Source organism: Pedobacter paludis, assembly GCF_003173575.1.
Lineage (GTDB): Bacteria > Bacteroidota > Bacteroidia > Sphingobacteriales > Sphingobacteriaceae > Pedobacter > Pedobacter paludis.
In genome coordinates, this window is sequence record NZ_QGNY01000001.1 from 412544 (window position 1) to 430151 (window position 17608).

15 protein-coding genes are annotated in these 17608 nt (G+C 42.7%); 8 read left to right on the forward strand and 7 right to left on the reverse strand.

The annotated features are described in order from the left end of the window. Window positions 1–6 precede the first annotated feature (6 nt). The 3 genes from DF947_RS01680 to DF947_RS01690 are packed head-to-tail and all read right to left on the reverse strand — an operon-like array spanning window position 7 to window position 3117. The gene (locus tag DF947_RS01680; RefSeq protein WP_109927949.1) at window positions 7–1362 is read right to left on the reverse strand and encodes an RES domain-containing protein; all 1356 of its coding nucleotides are present in this window, start codon (window positions 1360–1362) and stop codon (window positions 7–9) included. A 34-nt stretch (window positions 1363–1396) separates the two neighbouring features. Continuing rightward, complete coding sequence (locus tag DF947_RS01685) at window positions 1397–2686, reverse strand: hypothetical protein (RefSeq protein ID WP_109927950.1); 1290 nt, start codon at window positions 2684–2686, stop codon at window positions 1397–1399. Then, complete coding sequence (locus DF947_RS01690; protein ID WP_109927951.1) at window positions 2683–3117, reverse strand: hypothetical protein; 435 nt, start codon at window positions 3115–3117, stop codon at window positions 2683–2685. Before DF947_RS01690 ends, DF947_RS01685 begins: the two co-directional genes overlap by 4 nt. A 431-nt stretch (window positions 3118–3548) precedes the next feature. Between DF947_RS01690 and DF947_RS01700 the strand changes: the two genes are divergently transcribed. After that, complete coding sequence (locus DF947_RS01700) at window positions 3549–5066, forward strand: S8 family peptidase (protein ID WP_109927953.1); 1518 nt, start codon at window positions 3549–3551, stop codon at window positions 5064–5066. Between the two features lie 84 nt (window positions 5067–5150). On the opposite strand, the gene DF947_RS01705 is transcribed toward DF947_RS01700, so the two are convergent. From DF947_RS01705 to DF947_RS01715, 3 genes are all read right to left on the reverse strand, one after another. Beyond that, window positions 5151–5369: a response regulator transcription factor gene (locus DF947_RS01705; RefSeq protein WP_158526209.1), complete on the reverse strand. Its 219-nt coding sequence runs from the start codon at window positions 5367–5369 to the stop codon at window positions 5151–5153. A 165-nt stretch (window positions 5370–5534) separates the two neighbouring features. Beyond that, entirely contained in the window at window positions 5535–6197 is a 663-nt protein-coding gene (locus tag DF947_RS01710; RefSeq protein ID WP_109927955.1) for a hypothetical protein, read from the reverse strand. Beyond that, window positions 6194–6511: a hypothetical protein gene (locus tag DF947_RS01715; protein WP_109927956.1), complete on the reverse strand. Its 318-nt coding sequence runs from the start codon at window positions 6509–6511 to the stop codon at window positions 6194–6196. Before DF947_RS01715 ends, DF947_RS01710 begins: the two co-directional genes overlap by 4 nt. A 456-nt stretch (window positions 6512–6967) precedes the next feature. On the opposite strand from DF947_RS01715, the gene DF947_RS01720 reads away from it, so the two are divergent. Genes DF947_RS01720 through DF947_RS01730 form a run of 3 tightly spaced genes read left to right on the forward strand, consistent with a single transcriptional unit; the run spans window position 6968 to window position 11078 of the window. Next, entirely contained in the window at window positions 6968–8359 is a 1392-nt protein-coding gene (locus DF947_RS01720; RefSeq protein WP_109927957.1) for an ImmA/IrrE family metallo-endopeptidase, read from the forward strand. A gap of 2 nt (window positions 8360–8361) precedes the next feature. Then, the gene (locus DF947_RS01725) at window positions 8362–10050 is read left to right on the forward strand and encodes a hypothetical protein (protein ID WP_109927958.1); all 1689 of its coding nucleotides are present in this window, start codon (window positions 8362–8364) and stop codon (window positions 10048–10050) included. A 26-nt stretch (window positions 10051–10076) separates the two neighbouring features. Further along, window positions 10077–11078: a hypothetical protein gene (locus DF947_RS01730; protein ID WP_109927959.1), complete on the forward strand. Its 1002-nt coding sequence runs from the start codon at window positions 10077–10079 to the stop codon at window positions 11076–11078. 43 nt (window positions 11079–11121) lie between these two features. Here DF947_RS01730 and DF947_RS01735 read toward each other — a convergent pair whose 3' ends face one another. Beyond that, window positions 11122–13329 carry a hypothetical protein gene (locus DF947_RS01735; protein ID WP_109927960.1) on the reverse strand — a complete coding sequence of 736 codons (2208 nt, stop codon included), beginning with the start codon at window positions 13327–13329 and terminating at the stop codon, window positions 11122–11124. A gap of 336 nt (window positions 13330–13665) precedes the next feature. Here DF947_RS01735 and DF947_RS01740 point away from each other — a divergent pair, with 336 nt between their 5' ends. The 4 genes from DF947_RS01740 (at window position 13666) to DF947_RS01750 (ending at window position 17608) form a co-directional block, all read left to right on the forward strand. After that, entirely contained in the window at window positions 13666–15270 is a 1605-nt protein-coding gene (locus DF947_RS01740) for a hypothetical protein (protein ID WP_109927961.1), read from the forward strand. Between the two features lie 25 nt (window positions 15271–15295). Beyond that, on the forward strand, window positions 15296–16705 hold the full coding sequence (locus DF947_RS01745) for a hypothetical protein (protein WP_146202863.1): 1410 nt from the start codon (window positions 15296–15298) through the stop codon (window positions 16703–16705). Window positions 16706–16788: 83 nt separating this feature from the next. Further along, on the forward strand, window positions 16789–16929 hold the full coding sequence (locus DF947_RS22150) for a hypothetical protein (protein WP_158526210.1): 141 nt from the start codon (window positions 16789–16791) through the stop codon (window positions 16927–16929). Window positions 16930–17008: 79 nt separating this feature from the next. Then, window positions 17009–17608, forward strand: a complete 600-nt coding sequence (locus DF947_RS01750) for an RNA polymerase sigma-70 factor (RefSeq protein WP_109927963.1) — start codon at window positions 17009–17011, stop codon at window positions 17606–17608.

Genomic DNA, 17608 nt, shown 5'->3' on the forward strand with positions numbered 1-17608 from the left:
CTTATGCTAAAATGGCATCTCATAGTCGCTTGCAGAAGGGGGCTGCTCGGTGCGTTCAAGGATCCTCACCGGAAATTCCTGCATTTTAAAGTCCACCGAACGGAGGTGGTAAACTGCTAAACTTTGCTGATTTAACTTTAGGGTAATTCGCCTTTTGTCTGAAATGTAACCTCTTGGAAAGCGTTTATCTATGGTTTTAGTTTTGATGATTTGGTAATCCGGGTAATAACCATCTTCGTCCCGAGCGATTACTTCTGCCTCTATTTCCAGATTTGAACGCTCTTCGGCATCAACCCTGGCTGCTTTATGAAAGAGCATGATATTTTTCGACTCATTGCTAGATTGAACGCTCGGATAAATGATGCCATCAATACTAACTGGCGATTTCGAGGCTAGAAAATCTGCAATGGCCTGGGTAACCAAATAAGCGCTAGCCTGGTCGTCGGGTAATACGGGTTGCGCCATTTGTGATGCTAAAGTTTGCAAAAACTTCGATTTTCTTTTCTGATCATTGAAAACCTCATCAAAATAGCTACCGCAAACTTTGATAACCGGGATTGCCGTTAGATCCAGTACATTGATCTTTCTGTCCAGGACGAAATCGCCAATCAACACCTGCGCGCCGATAGGTGGCCTGACCTCAGCAATTGCACCTTCGATGCTGTCGGCTCCATAAAATACCGAAATACCGGCCGCGTTCATTCGACCGGCAACGGCAAACTCGCTCGGAGGAGGTCCGAGTTGAGAGGTAACCTCTTCCATCGCCTTTTTAAGCTTCGAGGGAGACTGAAACACCCTCGCCCTGGATAGGCTTGTCAAGTCTGTCCCTGGTCCAATTGTCCGAAGAACCGCTAATCCATCGGCTGATTTAAATTCTTCAATCCTATCGAAAACCGAGTTCAATAAGTTAAGTCCGGTACTGTTAAAAAATCGTGCCTCTGTTTTTAATGTTTTTTCAAACTCCCTCCACTCAATTTCCAAATCCCGGACATCCGGATCTCTTGGTAGGTAATAAACATCATCGGAATATTCTCCCAGGATTCCGGCAGCTGCATCATCGAAATTATAATATATTTCCTCAAGCTTATCTTTAATTGCCTTTGCTGGCACTTCATCTATCCCGGCAATGTCCATGATAATAGCTACCGTACCGGAACCCGGATTTTCACCTTGCTCATCTTCGAAAGACAGCTCAAAATGCTGCGTAAATGCCTCATCGATACGACCAGTTAGCTCATCGAGGCCTATGCAATAGCTAGACAATCCACAAAAATCGCAAACACCCTGCTCATCAAGCCTTGCGATCGTTTCGCGCAGGTAGCGCTCCTGGATGCAATTGTCGCATATGATTTTTTCACTCATGAAAAGTAATTTGTTCTTTGGGTTCAGTAATTGATTATGGCACAAGTGTCAGATAAGCATCCATGATTTCGTTAAATTCTTTTTCATTGAGCTGCTCAGTATATTTCAATGCGCTAAAAATCACAGGATCGACAGTGCGCCTGATTTCCCGGAGAGTTTCTACGAAAGAATACTTACTTACGACGTTTAACTTGTCAATCACTGCCTGCTGACGCTGTTGCCGGTAGGCAATCATTAGAAAATAGGCAACCAGCTGATCAAAATACAGAGAAAAACCTCGATAGCGGACATGGAAAATGCCAAAAGAAAGGATTTGGGCTTTTAAACCGATAATAATTCCAGCCTCTTCAGGCAGAAAAAGTGGGCCTCTTGTTGCCCGTTCCCATCTGGAATGGTGCTCTTCTGCCAGTTCCAGGTAAATCGAAATAAACGCATAGTCTTTTTTAAAAAAACTATAGACCATTGCAGCAAAAATCCCTTGCTTGATGAGGTTCTTTTTATAACTGTCCAGTAAAGCAAAGTCAATTCGGCCTACCAGTCCCATTGGCATGTACCCTGGAATTAGATCATCAATTTCCTGAAAGGTAGTTTTAATTTCATCAAACCGGTAAATGTTTTTTCCCAGAAGATCCTCCCGGTAGAAAAAAACATCACCAAGATCTGGATCCAAGAGTATAGACCTTAGGCTCGACCGACCCACGTTAATCAATGGATGAAGTTCCCTTAAATGTGTCATGAGTATTCTGAAAGTTCCTACTCTTTGATAATCAATAAGGTCTCTCAAAAGATAAACGTAGTCGTGCAAAATCGTTTGCGCCGTCTGTGCATCTACCTCCTCAAGTGGGTATAAGTATTCGAAAGGCCGGAAAGCAGTCTGCTCAAACCAGGTATAATCAACTGTATTCAGGTTTTTAGCATTAGCAATGAGCCTGTTTCCGAAATTCTGGAATGGACGAAGTAGATTTTTGACGCCCTTTGCATTTCTGTCCTTGATCAACGCTTCAAGCAAATAAAGGTAATAGCGTCTCACCACCGTGTAGGCCGGCCAATGCTCACTAGCGATCAAGCCATTCATGAGTTCAAAAATTTTGCTTTCCAGAAACCCGTAATAATCATCGCGAATGCTTAACCTGTAAAATATGCCTCCAACGCTTTCTTCCGCGCTTTGGAAATCATATTTTCCCTTTTTGAAACAGGTATACACCGTCTCGAAAAAATCTTTAATGTACTTTTCAGCATTTGAATATTGCTTGCGCTCGAGTGATCGCTCGATGATTACTGTCAAGGTGTCGATTGAAGACATGAAAATTGCATCATTGCTCATAAGCGCTCCAGATAATTCTCAATCCGACTTTGTACTTTCTGGTAAACTATTTCCTCGGCATTGGAAGAGTACTCATAAATCCGGTAAGACAACCTGGTAAATGCCAGCATGAAACCGCAGAAGAATAATAGCGTTAAGATTAAAAATACCCACTGAAAAAATACGAGCCCCTGATTTGGGCTGATTTTTGGATCCAGTACAGGAAAAACATCAAAGACCAGCGGAACCAGGAAAATAACCAGGCAACCGAAAGAGGCGTATAGATTGCCTAAAAAACTCTCTTCTTCGATGAGGATCTTATGGCTATCGCGGTTCAACAAATCCTTAAGGCTACTGGACACGATTTGATAACTTACCGGAATCAAGATGGAGTTCAGCGCAACTATGGTCCCGATGAAAAGAATGTAGAGATCGTTAAGCGAGTCGTTCATATTAAATTTTATACGCTCAAAATACAAATTCAATTTGGATTTTGAGTATTCCTGTAACCATAATTTTCACGGGCCCAAACACCAGAAAATTAATCAAGTATCGTTGGACGCTAGCGCTTATTATCAGAACATAAAAATCGAAAATACACCAGCTACTTTGCCAGGCCATGCGCCGAGTTTCTGCATAAACACCGCCATAATTGTGCACAAAAAAAAGCTGAATGATAACCATATATATAGCCAACTAAAAATATTTTCAGCATCAATAGTTATTCAAGCCAGCAGAATTGCCATATCAAGTGTTTAGCGCCGAAATCTGCTACTAAAAACTAGTGAAATTCAATTAAACCTACTAGTGAGATCCATCGGTGGTTAAAGGCAATTTACCTATTCACAAACACAATAAAATTTATCATATATCAGCAACTCAAATGAGATTTTTAAAAGTAAGCCTATGTGCCGTACTCTTCGGCAGTACATTAACCCTTCATGCCCAGCAGCCAGGCTGGCACCTAAAAGACCTGAGACAAGACAACATCTTTGGCATCAGTCTAAACCAAGCATATCAATTCCTGAAAGGAAAAAAGTTTAAAACGCTAACCGTTGCTATCCTGGATTCAGGAATAGATACTCTTCATGCAGACCTGCAAAGTGTGCTATGGATCAATAAAAAAGAGCATCAGTCTAACTTGAAAGATGATGATAAAAACGGCTATGTCGATGATAAATACGGATGGGGATTTATCGGCGGACCCTCAACGAACGTTGGTAAAGATAACCTCGAACTTACCCGGCTGATTAGAAGGGGAGATGGTCTAAACAATCCCAGTTTACTCAAAATCTTCAATAAAGCAAAACAGGAGGCTGAGGAGAATTACAATCGAATTTCAAATCTAAAGCTGACCATCGATACAATTGTTAGGGCTTTAGGTGTTCCATCACCCAGCTGGGCTGATATCAAAAAATACGAGCCAAAATCGATTGGCCAAACTCAAGTTAAAAACCTGTTAATCCAGCAATTAAAGACTACCGAACTGCAGGATTTCCTCCGGGATCACATTAACGGCGGACTAGCCTACTACAAAGACCAACTTGACTATAATTACAATTTAAACTTTGACCCAAGGGGTCTAATTGGAGATGATTACAATAATTCCTACCAGCGTTATTACGGCAATAAAGACGTTATGGGCGTTGATGCCCACCATGGAACCCATGTTGCTGGAATCATCGGCGCTAACCGGGAAAATAATCTCGGGCTTCAGGGCGTAGCTGACCATGTCAAACTTATGGCCCTGCGGGTGGTGCCAGATGGTGATGAACGTGATAAAGACGTGGCTAATGGAATCCGTTATGCGGTAGATAACGGTGCAAAGGTGATCAACATGAGTTTTGGTAAAGGCTACAGTTCAGATAAAGCCGCTGTTGATGCGGCGATGAGATACGCCGCCTCCAAAGATGTGCTTTTAGTTCAGGCAGCTGGAAACAGCGCAGAAAATATTGATCTGGTCCCCAATTTTCCTAACCGTCAGCTTCTGGATGGGCACACATTAGAAAACTGGCTAGTCGTTGGCGCTTCGGGCCCAAACAATGATGCAAACCTAGCCGCCGGGTTCTCAAATTACGGCAAAACGTGCGTCGACCTCTATGCGCCAGGCGTAGGCATTTATTCCAGCGTGCCCGGCTCGAAATACAAAAAATATGATGGCACCAGTATGGCAGCGCCAGTGGTTGCAGGCATTGCCGCGTTAATCCGGTCTTATTATCCAAAGCTCTCTGCCCAGCAGGTCAAAGAAATCTTGATAAAGTCCGTTACTAAAGTTGATCACCCTGTACAACTGGTCAGAAATGGAAAAAAAGAAGTCGTTGATTTTTCAGACCTATGCCTGAGTGGCGGTATTGTGAATGCCGCAGAGGCAGTCAGGCTCGCGGAAAGTTATCGCCATTAAAATTCAGTAGCTTCTGCCTCATTGCCACACCTAGCAATGGAGCAGATTTGCATTCTTGGTGGCTATGAACATTAGTTCATACAATTACGTTAAAAAACCACTGCGGAAAGCAAAGCTGATCAAAGCCGCAGTATTGCTGCAACGATGCCGGATTTGCATATTCTGGCGATGCTTTCTAACCGTTAAGGTACTCAAATATAAAACCTCGCCAATCTGCTTACTATCCAATCCTTCAGCCAATAATCTTAAAATTTCCAGTTCACGGCTTGAAAAAATTTTAACACGCCTAAGCTCAGCAGGCATTTTTGTATAAAGGGCGCTTTTTATTTTAGGTTCATTCATCATCGGGCCGCACAAAACTCCACAATTACAAATCTAAAACGAACCATTTAGCACTATTTAGAAAAATTTACCAATTCCCCCTACGCTTTACAAATAAAATTTGGTTATTGGTACTACGCAATTTTTCTACGCGCCAAATTTAGGCACCACCCGGTAATCCAAACGCTGACGCTCCATAGTCGTCAAAGACACCGTAAGCTCAAAGATCAACTTAAACAAATCAACGAAAGCGATGCTCATATGAGGTCCCTGTCCGTCGTTGAGTGAATGCAAGGTTTCATACCAGCTTTTGAAATCTTCATCGATATGCCCACCGACCTTGTTTCTGACTTTCTTCAGATTTTCAAGCTTATATGCTTTGCTAAAAGCTTTCTCCTGCATGTTGATTTCTTTTAACTGCACTTCCAGCGCCGGGTAATTATCCTTAACTAAACCCCGAAGAAACACCTTCTGAGCATTATAGGTCCGATAAGCCTCATAGGTCGATAAGTACAATTGCCGCACGTAAAAAAGATGCTGGAATCTATTCTTGCAATTATGCATTTGACTGGTAATGATGCTGCCATCGGTTATGATGATCAGAAACAAAGCCTGAAGCCCATACAAAGTTTTAAGCGAAGCGAGCTCACCCATATTCTGATTGCCATCATTGGATTTTTCATACCGGTCGATATCCGATAAACAACGGTAGATAAAATCCAGCTCCAACTCATGCCGTCTGCAAGTTTCCAGGCATAGCTCGTGAATAAGCTTTCCAAATTCATCGGTTTTGATTTGAATAATACTCATCCAATAACTTTAGGCGTCAACAGTTGCAAATGCAACAACAGTCCTCGAGCAGGGGAGTGCCTTCTGGGTACGTACTTTTTAAAATTGAGCGTCTCAAAATCATCTAGCTCCTGGTACGCACGGTAAACTGCTTTCAAATCCATCACCCAAGGTGCGTCTGATTTTGCATCCAAACGCAGAAAGCTCATCTGATGATTTACAATATCCAATACCTGGTATGCTCTACCAGTAGAACTTTTAAAATTTTTTACCTGAGCGGCCTCGGTTAAAAAATCTTCGAGTGAGCTGTTCGCTCTTTTTTTAACAAATTGCATCAGCTAATATAATCAATTTCAGTATGGAAAGGTGGCAAAAAACTTCACGATTCCTTCGTGCCTTCACTTAAAGGAGCCAAGGGCATGCTTAGTTTTCTAAAAATTGAATTCCTCTCCCAACATTCCAATTTTACGCCTTTGTATTTCGCCTTAAGGTATATCCTTAAAGTATTAATTATTTCTAAGCAGGTACATGATGAACCTGGTCAACTTTCAATGCGATTTTTTTGGTAAAGATATGCTCAAAAGGTGGAAGGCTAATAAAGGAAAAAAATAGTGAGCGAAAATCCACCTTGCATACTTGAGCCGACAGTCGATGTCATAATTATCTACAGCACTGAAGCCGCTTTTTATAAGATGCAATAATGTTTATGCCTCAAATTGTTAACAACTTGTTACAAGTTATCAAAATACCATTCTGCGTTCTTCGTAAATTAGCATTATTAATCAACCGGTATGATGAGAAACACTACACTTAAGGGAGACAAGTTCGAAGATCAATGTCATCAGGTCATTTCAAAGGCTGCCCTCGCTGGACAATTTGGCTTTCAAGCTGAATCCTGCAGGATATTCAGAAAGAAAAAATACTATTCTGTCACAAGGGAAAAGGATATTATTTTTGATCTTTCCATTGAACTCTGGCTTCCTGGCGCGAGTGATTATTCATTACTGGTCATCATGGAATGTAAGGATCTAGGCCGTCCCGTCAGTGTAGACGACGTTGAGGAATTCGACAGCAAAGTTCGCCAGGTAAGCGGGTTAAATGTGAAGGCGGTGTTCATGTCCAAAACCAGGTTGCAATCTGGCGCGGAGACCTACTTGAAAAACCGCAAAATCATGTGGATCCAGGTGGATCAATCAGGTGTGGGTAAAATAAAATTGAACATGCCCAGGCGCAGGAAGGACAAATCCTATGACGCACCTGTGGCTGAAATACAACAGGACATCCAGCAAATCAAGCAAATTCAATCCTTCATTTCCAGTAGCGCGCAAGCATCGACAGTGGACCTGGATGCACTGATGACACTTTTTCTAAAAGATGTTTTTTGCAATAATTTGCCAGCAAGCTATGATGATGGAGTATTTGGGTTGGAAAGACTGTCTGCAAACTTAATTGAATCACTAACTCGAAAAATCCTTTTCGACTTTGATCCCATATTGCTTAGTCGCTATCAAGCTTTTCCGATAAAGGCATTTCGGCGCTATTTAAAAGATCGATTTGGTGTTGCTGTAATAGAAGAATTATCATTAAAGCTGGAAAACGGGCAGGATAGGTCCGGCTATTACGATCCAGCTACAAAAACCATTTATATCGACCGCGAGCTAGTGGGGAGCGAGCGATATGCCTTTGTTTTCGCGCATGAGGCTGGACATTTTTTTCTGCACGATAAACTCAAAATGAGCCAGACCGTATACGATGAAACTGAAGACTCTCCCTATAATCCATCAACTGGTAAACATGATCTGCTGAATGAAAAGCACTGGATAGAGTGGCAGGCCAATAAATTTGCAGCTTGTATTTTAATGCCTCAAGAAAGCGTGATGTACAAACTCCTGAGTTATCAATATGAGCATGGCATTAGAAACAAAGGCAAAATCATCTATGACAACCAGAGCTGCAACATTCGGGATTTTCAGGTCTATCTGCTCATTCTCTCCGAATATTTTGGCGTGAGTTACCTGCAAATGGAATATAGACTATCTGATCTAAATATCCTTATTTATGCCAGAGGTCATTCGGGCAACGCATACCGCTATTCTGGAAAATCCCGTCGGGTGAGAACCGTAGGGGAAATTTTTACAAGACTCAACTTTTTTCTTTACCCAAATCCGAAAGGGACCAGATAAAAATGCCCATAGCCATTCTAAAAAAAGAAATTGAACGTTTCCTTCGCGGAAATGAACCCGAGGTAATCTGCATTAAGGGTAAGTGGGGTGTAGGGAAGACCTACAGCTGGAATCGGTTTATTTCCGATGTGGCAGGTAAAAATGCACTGGGCTTAAAACGTTATGCTTATGTTTCCTTATTTGGACTCAACAGCTTAAAGGAAGTTAAATATGCAATATTTGAGTCAACTTTAGCTAGTGCCAATTTAGCAGTTGGACCCGATGAGAACTCGTTAAAAAGCAATTATAAATCTGCAAGAAAATACTTACCTAAAATAGGAGGAGCACTTTCCAAGCTGCCCATTGTCGAATCTTATCTCGGTTCATCAGAATCTGCGCTGTTTTTCGCTGTCCGCAATCAGCTCATCTGCATTGATGACTTGGAAAGGGCTGGTAGCAGCCTTTCCGTTCAGGATGTACTTGGCTTGGTCACCATGCTAAAAGAACAGCGACAATGCAAGGTTGCAATACTGCTAAACGAAGCTGAACTCAACGAGAAAGATCGCGTAGATTTCAATAGACAACTCGAAAAAGTAGCGGATGTCGCGTTCGAATTTTCTCCAACAGCCCAGGAAACCGCCGACATCTGTTTTCCGGATAAAATAGGGGTCCAGAAAAACCTGCATTACAATTGTACCGCATTGGAAATCGTAAACATCCGGATCATCAAAAAAATTGAATATTTTACCAACAGGCTCTCCGAGATCATTGCTAAAGAGTATCCCCACATGGTACCGGTTGCCGCGCACGCGGTTACCTTGATGTGTTGGTCGGTTTTTCAGCCGGTAGAGGCAGCGCCAGCTGCTTACTTAAAGGTTTATAACGGTGCAAGTTATCGGCTGGGCGATCAAAAGCCCACAGCCCAGCAACTCAAGTGGAACTACTTTTTATTTGCCTACAGATTCGAACGGTTTGACGCTTTTTATGAACAAATCTTGAACGGGGTGAAGGTTGGATATTTTGATGTCGAAGAGATAACAAAGGCGACCGCTCAAAAGGCTGCCGAGATTTCCGCAAGAGCAGGGGATAAATTCTTCAATCAGGCTTGGGAGATGTATCATGACTCTTTTGATGATAACAGCGAAGTGCTCATCGAGATGCTTTTCAAAGGTGCGATGGATGCAATAACGACTATTCATATTGTCAACATGGACAGCACGGTATCTCTGCTAAAAGACTTGGGCGCCGAGACGCAGGCGAGCCAGCTTATTGAACATTACCTCAAGTTCAATCCAGAAGCACTCAAACAACATAATGAGCAAAGCCGGTTTTTCGGTGATTTAAAAGACCCAGATCTCCTTGCCGCTTTTAAGACTAAAACAAAAATTAAAAAAGAGGAAATTTCCATAAAAGATGTCCTGCTCGATATTAAAACGCAGAAATTTATCGTTCCCAAATACCGCGAGCTGCTTTATAGAACTAGTATAGAAGAATATTATCAACTTTTTAAAAGCGCCAGGGGTGATGAAAAAAAGGATCTATTGAAAGCTGTTAACGTCTTGCAGATTCACCCCTCGTCAGGTAAACAGGAACTCGTCATTACCAACCGACTGCTAAATGCACTAAAACGAATCGCGGCTGAGAATCCATTGAATGATCGAAGAGTAAAACAGTTCATACATATTCCAGACGACCTCTTAGAAGACAAGTAAAATTTATTAAAATTAACGCTCCAACCATGAATATTAATGATTACCTACGTCCAGACGAAAGATGGGCAATTTTTGGAATGCCTGACGGCCAGTCTTACCTCAAGACGATGATGCTTAGCGATGAGTTCCTGGCAGAAGTTCCCCAGGACATCAAGAAATCATTTATCACCCTGCAACACATGATCGCCCATGCTTACTTTCATTATGAATTATATGATGAGGCCTACAAGAAACTACTTGGCCTATATGAAATGGCAATAAAATATAGTTACATTTCGCTCATCAGCCTACCCAAGACGCAACAAAATCAGGAGATTCCAAACCTCCACAAGATGATCAACCATATCGCCAGGCAAAAACACCTCAGGAGCTTCAAAATGCGCCTGCACGAGGTCAGGCAAAAACGCAATATCGCAGCCCATCCCAAAGATTATGGTTTCTCAGGTATCGTCCTAAAATCTTCAATGTTTGGCGTGCTCAATATGATCAATATTATTTTCGCTTCCCGGCAAAGCGTTGAGGACTGGCATGAAAGCGCTCAAAGGCTATCCAAAAGATTTAAACCATTTCGCCATGGTCCTTACCTTTTAAAGCTAGGAGAGTACCAGCACCTCATCGATAGCTTCAACATGGAAACCATGCTTTCGATTGATAAAGCAGAAATCGCCTTATGTCACTGCAAAGTGATCGGGCCAGATAGCACAGAAAACTTAAAGCATTCAATTCACGAAAATCCAGTTATCCTACTCGCAGAAAAGCTTATCTTCACCGGCAACCGTCTTACGGGCATTCATAAATCCTCCGGGGAACCTTTCAGCATAGAAAAAGTAACAGCCAGTTTAGAGCTCAAACGATGGAAAGCCTATCAACAGGAATTATTGGCGTGCGGCGGCTTGAAGCAGCAAATGAACCAGGCTGCTGATGCCTCTTATCTGACGAATCAGGTGGAGGCCTTTATTCATCGCTATGGAAAATCAGCATTTAAAAGTAAATCGTCCTCGTCGGTAAGCCAAAACCCCATATCCTAAATTTGATGCCTGGTGTGATAAATTACAGCAGCTATAAAGCATATCACTTATACCGCTCAGGCTGAGTGGATCTGATAATCACAGAACATTGAATGTCAAATGCACCTGGCAATGCGCTAAGATCTCCAATACCCACCCAGCTCAAGGATTTCTGGGTGTCAAACTTATACTGGCAATGCGCAAATAAAGTTCGATCAAGGGTAGACTTGTCCGGGCCGCACATATAAGTGAGGCCCAGCTCATTTCCACCGACAATCATCGAACAATCATGCAGTTTTCCATCCCTGGCAAATTCGGTTTTGCAGTGATGGATAAAATTCAGGAATTTGGCAATTGCGTCCGTGCCGCATTCGAGCATCTCGAGGGCAAGTTCCGTTCGATGCGGAATATTGGCCTTCGCAACGGCATCAAGTAATTTTAAATAGCTAGGGTTTAGAAAATAAACCGGCTTAGCCGTCAATTTGGTTTTCTTTCCAAACTTGAACATGTAATAATCATTAATCGCATCCGAATTGTTATCAAAACTCATCCAACTCACGCCCTTCTGCCTGGCATCTTCCAGGGTATGTTGGATATACAGTCCATTGTCTAAAAAGTAAGCCAGAATGTCAATCTCATCATAAATCGAGATATCCTGCTCAGAGAGAAACTGGCGTCTGCGCTTAAGGTAATGGAGTAGCAAAATTGGATGATCAATCATATCAGCGATGACAATCAAATCATATAAACTCACTATCCAGGGAAAAGCATCCTGGAAATAATTCAAATCATTTCCCACTTTCATTAGCGGGATCAAATGTCCCATTGGTTCCAGGGTAAGGCTGACAATAATGTAATCATCATAATCATTCGGACAGATTTCAACGAGCTTTCCTGTTTGGGTTTTAAAAACGGCGGTATCCTGATGGCTCAGGATAAAATTCTTGACCCTAACGCCCTGCGCCGTGGAATCCCGAATAATCTGCTCTAAATGATTCTCTGTGCGCAGGTAATGTCCATCCTTAGCTTTCTGGGTTAAGCGGTGCCCTTTCGCCTCAATGATAAAAAGCGTTCTGTCGTAAGCAATCAGCCCATCCACTTCATTGACCTTGGAAGCGCTCTGCTGATAATATAAATTTGCAGGATACAGCCTTGCTTCAGGCAACATCCTGGAAAACTCTTCGAGCCCTTTACTGAGCAGAAAATCATGTTTAATGTCTTTATAACGCTGGGCGAGCTTAGCATTGGAATTGATATATTTTTCAAATGCCGGCTCAACGCACCAGCTCAGCAGCGGAAAAGAAGGTATGATGTAGCGGCCGTCGGCGTAAATTATCGGTTTACTTTTTAAAATGATGTCACTTTTAATCACTTCTTCATCCCTTGCAACCGAAGTAAACCTCGTGGAAAAACAGTCCAAAAACTTAGCTACCAGCTCAGCAGATAATCCGCAGAAATCTGCAAGCTCCTTGGCCGTAAAAGCATAGACCTGATCAAGGCTCAAGAATATCTCGCTGTAACAGTACATTTCCACTTCCTTTTTCATTAGCTTAGATTTCAGGGCCGCGAAATATTGAATCTGCTCGGGGGATATGATACTTTCTTCTTTCCGTTTCCCTGTATTTCTAAAGGTGATGATCTCCCCGATAAGCGGCAATGCATTGACCTTAGCTTCTTTTAGCTTCAATTGAAACCGGTGATTAACCAGCTCGATAAATTTCCGCCTGATCAAAATACTGTCTCCAATGCCGAAGCCAAAATGTTTTCTAAGTTCGATATCCATTCCGGCAAAAAGTGCTGCTGAAATCTGCTCGTGGTGTTCGGGCAGGCCTGGATTTCTCACCATTAGCTCATCTTCCATCAGCTTATTGGTTACCTTCACCAAGGTAGAATCATCGAGCTTATTGTTTGCCTGCATGATCATTGCCCGCTTAAGCATCAGAAAGCCCACCGCTGCATCCTGAACATGCCTAAGTGCGCTTAACAGCGTCATACCTGAATCAAAATCATGCTTAGCCTGAAAAGGAAATTTTAGGCAGATCATCCCTACCACTTCTGCTGCGACGAACATACGGTCTTCACGGTAATCAGTATACTCATCTGCCCGGTGTGCATGGTTATAATGAATAATGTTAGCCAGCAGCTGAAAACTGCTGAACTTAGGGAGCCATTCCAACAGGGTATCATAATGTTCGCTAGCCATAGTGGGCCAGGAGGCGATTATGCGGTCCATTTCCTGCTGCCCTTCTAAAAAACTATCTTCAGATTCCATTTACCTTGAATTATCTTCCACAAGATAACAGCTTTTTTATCCTAATGGAGCGATGAGTTTTACACAGTTTTCTTTTAATGATTTTTGCCCTTCGCTATAAAATACAACTTAGCAAGCTTAACTAAAATACTAAATATTAGGTATTTATATTCTTCGAATCTCTTTGTAGCTTTATTGGACAAACAAACAAGAATCTAAAGCATAATTACCTGAGGAAACGTTTTCTTTCAATCAGGCTTGCCGTTTATTGTATCCCGACACGAAGGCAAAGATACCATTGACACGAGCCCAATTTCTCCAGTTTTTTTCTTGAGGTTCTACAAAAAACGCTCTATCATGATAACACTCCTTGATGTCCCAAATCCTGCTGGTTTAGCCGAGAACCCGCTGGATGCACTTATCGTGGCAGTAATCCTGCTCTTTATACTCAGCACCATCACCGAAAAGTTTACTGAACTGCTGCGGATGTACCCTTACCAATCAAAAATGCTGGGCTTGCTACTTTGCATCACGCTTTATATCCTAATTTTTCGAACCAGATCCCTCCAGGTAGATTTTCCCCCAAAAGCTTTTTTTGGCTTATTGCTATGCAACCTGCTATTGACCGTTATTCTGGTGGTCAATATTTTCTTCATCCCAAAGCACAAAGCAGGAACAAGTGCACCAGAAAATGGTTTCACCAGGCTTTTTTCTGTATTGAACAATGTAGCGAAAGGTAAAGTGACAACTGAGGATGAAAAAATAAAAGAGGTAACTTTCCTGAGCTATATGGTCGGTTTAGTGGTTACTTTTTTATTCAATGCAAGTTTGTTCAGCTTCTTCGACACTTCAAATGCGGCAAAGCTGCAACCCATATCACCCTTTGCGAGTAATCAGGATTTCGCATTAGACCCAAAATTTTTCAACTTCACTTTTATCTCGCTGATTGGCTATTTGCTCACCGCTTTTTTTCTCTCTTTCGGCGCCAGGTTCTTTCACGACCTATTGGACAATTTATTGCAGGTCAAAAACCTGAAACGCAAACTCAATGAAAAAGCAGATTACGATTTTGACAAGATCGAAGATTTTGATAACTACCTCAAAGCCCAGGAGAGACCACTTTTCGAGGCTTTCCTGCGCAAAAACCTAGAGGGACCAGGCATATTTTTTGAAAGCAAATTTCCCGAAATGGAAGTCATCGTACATCGTAGTGATGACAGCGTCAAGGTCCAGGACAACCTTTTTTATCAATCCCTGGTCGGAAAAAGACGAACCGTTAAAGTCAGCGTCAAATCCAGTCCAGAAATACAAACGCTATCAATCCCCTTATTTGCCTCCTCAAATATTGCCAACCAGTCCCCCTTTAACAACCTCCACGGAACTTTGGCTTATCAGGTCTTCTCGCAGGCAGATAATAAATCTTTCTTTTTAACCTGCTATCACGTGGTGTGGAACGGACATGACTGGGATAATTTTAATCCCGCACAAAATTCACTCATCGTGCATCCAATAGGTGGAGTAAACATTGGAACGGCAGTCAAAGCCATTAAAAATCGCTTGATCGACGCCGCACTAATTGAACCCTCCCCAGATGTAGATTTTCAAGGCCTGATCAGCGGAATAGGGCAAGTGAATAATAGCCGGGTACTAGATCCGGAGAATGATTTAAATATTGGCGTGAAAATGAACGGTAGCAGTTCCGGAAAAAAACTTGGCCGTATAGCAGAATTTAACAAAAGTGCACAAATCCGCTACCCCGACGGCCAGCTTCGCTATCTGGACAACTTAATTTTAATCAAACCCATTGAGGGGGCCTTTTTTTCAAAGGGTGGAGATTCCGGAGCTTTGATCCTAGACAGCTTTGATGTCGCCATCGCCATGCTGGTGGCGGGAGATGAAGCGGATATCTCGCTCGCCATTCCTTTCTCCACTTTAAGAGATCAGTTAAACATCAAAATTTAAATATATGAAATCCAAATTAACCCTCATGCTCACCCTTTTCATCAGCTTTTCGCTCAAAGCGCAAAATAACATTGAGCTCAGCTATGATGCGGCCAGCAAAACACTTACTAAAACAACCACTAACGCGATTGTTTCGGCCTTTAATCCACTGACCGCTATCAACATCAAAGTGGCTAATCTGGGTACTGAAATCCTTGTGGTACGTGCTACCTATAATACCGAAGTCACTATAGCACAATCTAGGTCGGGAAATGAGATCAATATTGTACCCTTAAGCGCAGACCAGGTCAAGGAATACAGAACTTACGATATCAGCATTCAGGTTGGAAGTGCTCAGGCGGTTAACTATACTTATGTTGCCAAAAAAAACGATACCCCGACGGTAAATAATTTACCTTCAAATTCCATCGCCGAGGAAATTAGGTTTTTATTCCCTCGGTTTAACATTAATGACTATGGCATAAAGGTGATAGCGGCGCGTGATGCGAGCTATCAATACACAGGCGATGATTATACCCACATCTTTTTGGATCAGTTCGGAAATGTTTTACTCGGAGTGATGCCCCAGGGTGTAGCCAACCGCCAGTATATTGTGCACGTGGTTTACCTAACCGAGAAAGAAAACCCGAACCGCATCAGCTATTCCATCAACCAAACCAAAGGCGCTTTTAGCGCTACACTGGTTTTTAATAATGCCGGGCAAATGGGCAGTAACCTGGGTGCCCAGGCCGGGGGAAGTACTGATAAAACCGTGAGCTACGTCTGGAAACACCAGGAATTCCCCCTGCGCATTTCAACCGATAACATTGAATTTGAGCTTTATCGAAATAACATCACCTATGCCAGTACACCCGTTTTGGAGAGTACGCTAATCGCAAAAAAGACCATTGAAATGACCAAACTCTACCATGGCTCTTTCGATGTAGGGGTGCTCAATACCCGCCTGGCTAACCCGAGTTATGAACTCTTGCCATCCAACTCAGCTCCTGATCAGAAAGTGGTCAAAGAATCCAATCAAGGAGACCGGATAGTGCTCACCGCGATGGCCACCTTTTATGTCTCCCCAATTGTCCTGCTCGAATCATTAACGGGAAAAGACATTCCAAAATACAAACTATACGGCCGGAACTTTTTTGATGATCATAAGTTTTATGAGCGAATTTTTCCAAGCATAGGCGTTGCCGTGTCGGAAAAAGCCTTAAAAAACATATTCTTCGGTTTTAATTGGGAACTTGTTCGTGGCGCTTCGGTATTTGGCGGGGTGCATTATGGCGAGGTGAATACGTTCAGCCATGATGATAATTTTAAATTCCAGCAAACAGCGGTCAGCGAGGCGGACTTTAACTTGCGGACCAATAAACACTGGAAAAGGGGCCTCTCCTTCGGTGCCAATCTGGATGTACTGGTGATTACCAACTTACTGAAAGCCAAATAGTTTTTCCTACAAAAGCATCCCACATTTAATAATCATACAGACCCTGGCAAATTTCGCCAGGGTTTTTTCATCTTAAAGCAGCTATGCGCCACGAAGATGACCAGTCCGCCGAGCAGAAGTCCTGCGGGATTCTTTTAGCAAAAGCTTGGAATGAGGACGCGGATAAGGTAGATTATCTCAATGCTAAATTAGCTGAGAAAATCCTGAAGGCCATTTTCAAATAGTTCTTTAAGGCTACATGCCCGGCATTTTAAAAAATTCACTATTATTGACTCATAATTCACCAGATAACCACCTCGCTAAATGGCCATTCAACCCCTTGCCAACGAAAAAGCTTTGCTTGCCGATGTCGCAAAGGGGGAGGAACGCGCTTTTAGTGAACTATTCAAAGGTTACGGACGGCCACTGGGCGCTTTTGTGCTGAAAATTACCCAATCCCCGGAACTAACCGAAGAAATCGTTCAGGATGCCTTCGTAAAAATCTGGATGCAGCGCGAGCGCTTAGCTGAAATCGAGAACTTCAGTGCCTACCTGTTCATCCTTTGCCGCAACCACACCTTTGCCGCGCTGAAAAAACTCGCCAGCGAAAGGTTGAAAGCGATTGAAATCGAATCTGGCCTGCTGGAAGAAATGGATATGGAAGGCCTCGATAACCCCGCAGAAGCGCTGCGTGAACGTATCGAACAGGCCGTGAGCAGATTGCCCGAACAGCAGCAACGCGTTTACCGGATGAGCCGATATCAGCGAATGAAACACGAGGAAATCGCTGCCGAACTAGGTATTTCCCAGCAAACCGTTAAGAAACACATACAGCTTGCCCTGCAATTCATCCGCCGGGAAGCAGGTGATAAAGGCAACATTGGCGCAGTAGTCATACTGACCACCTCGTTAATGCTGCGTTAA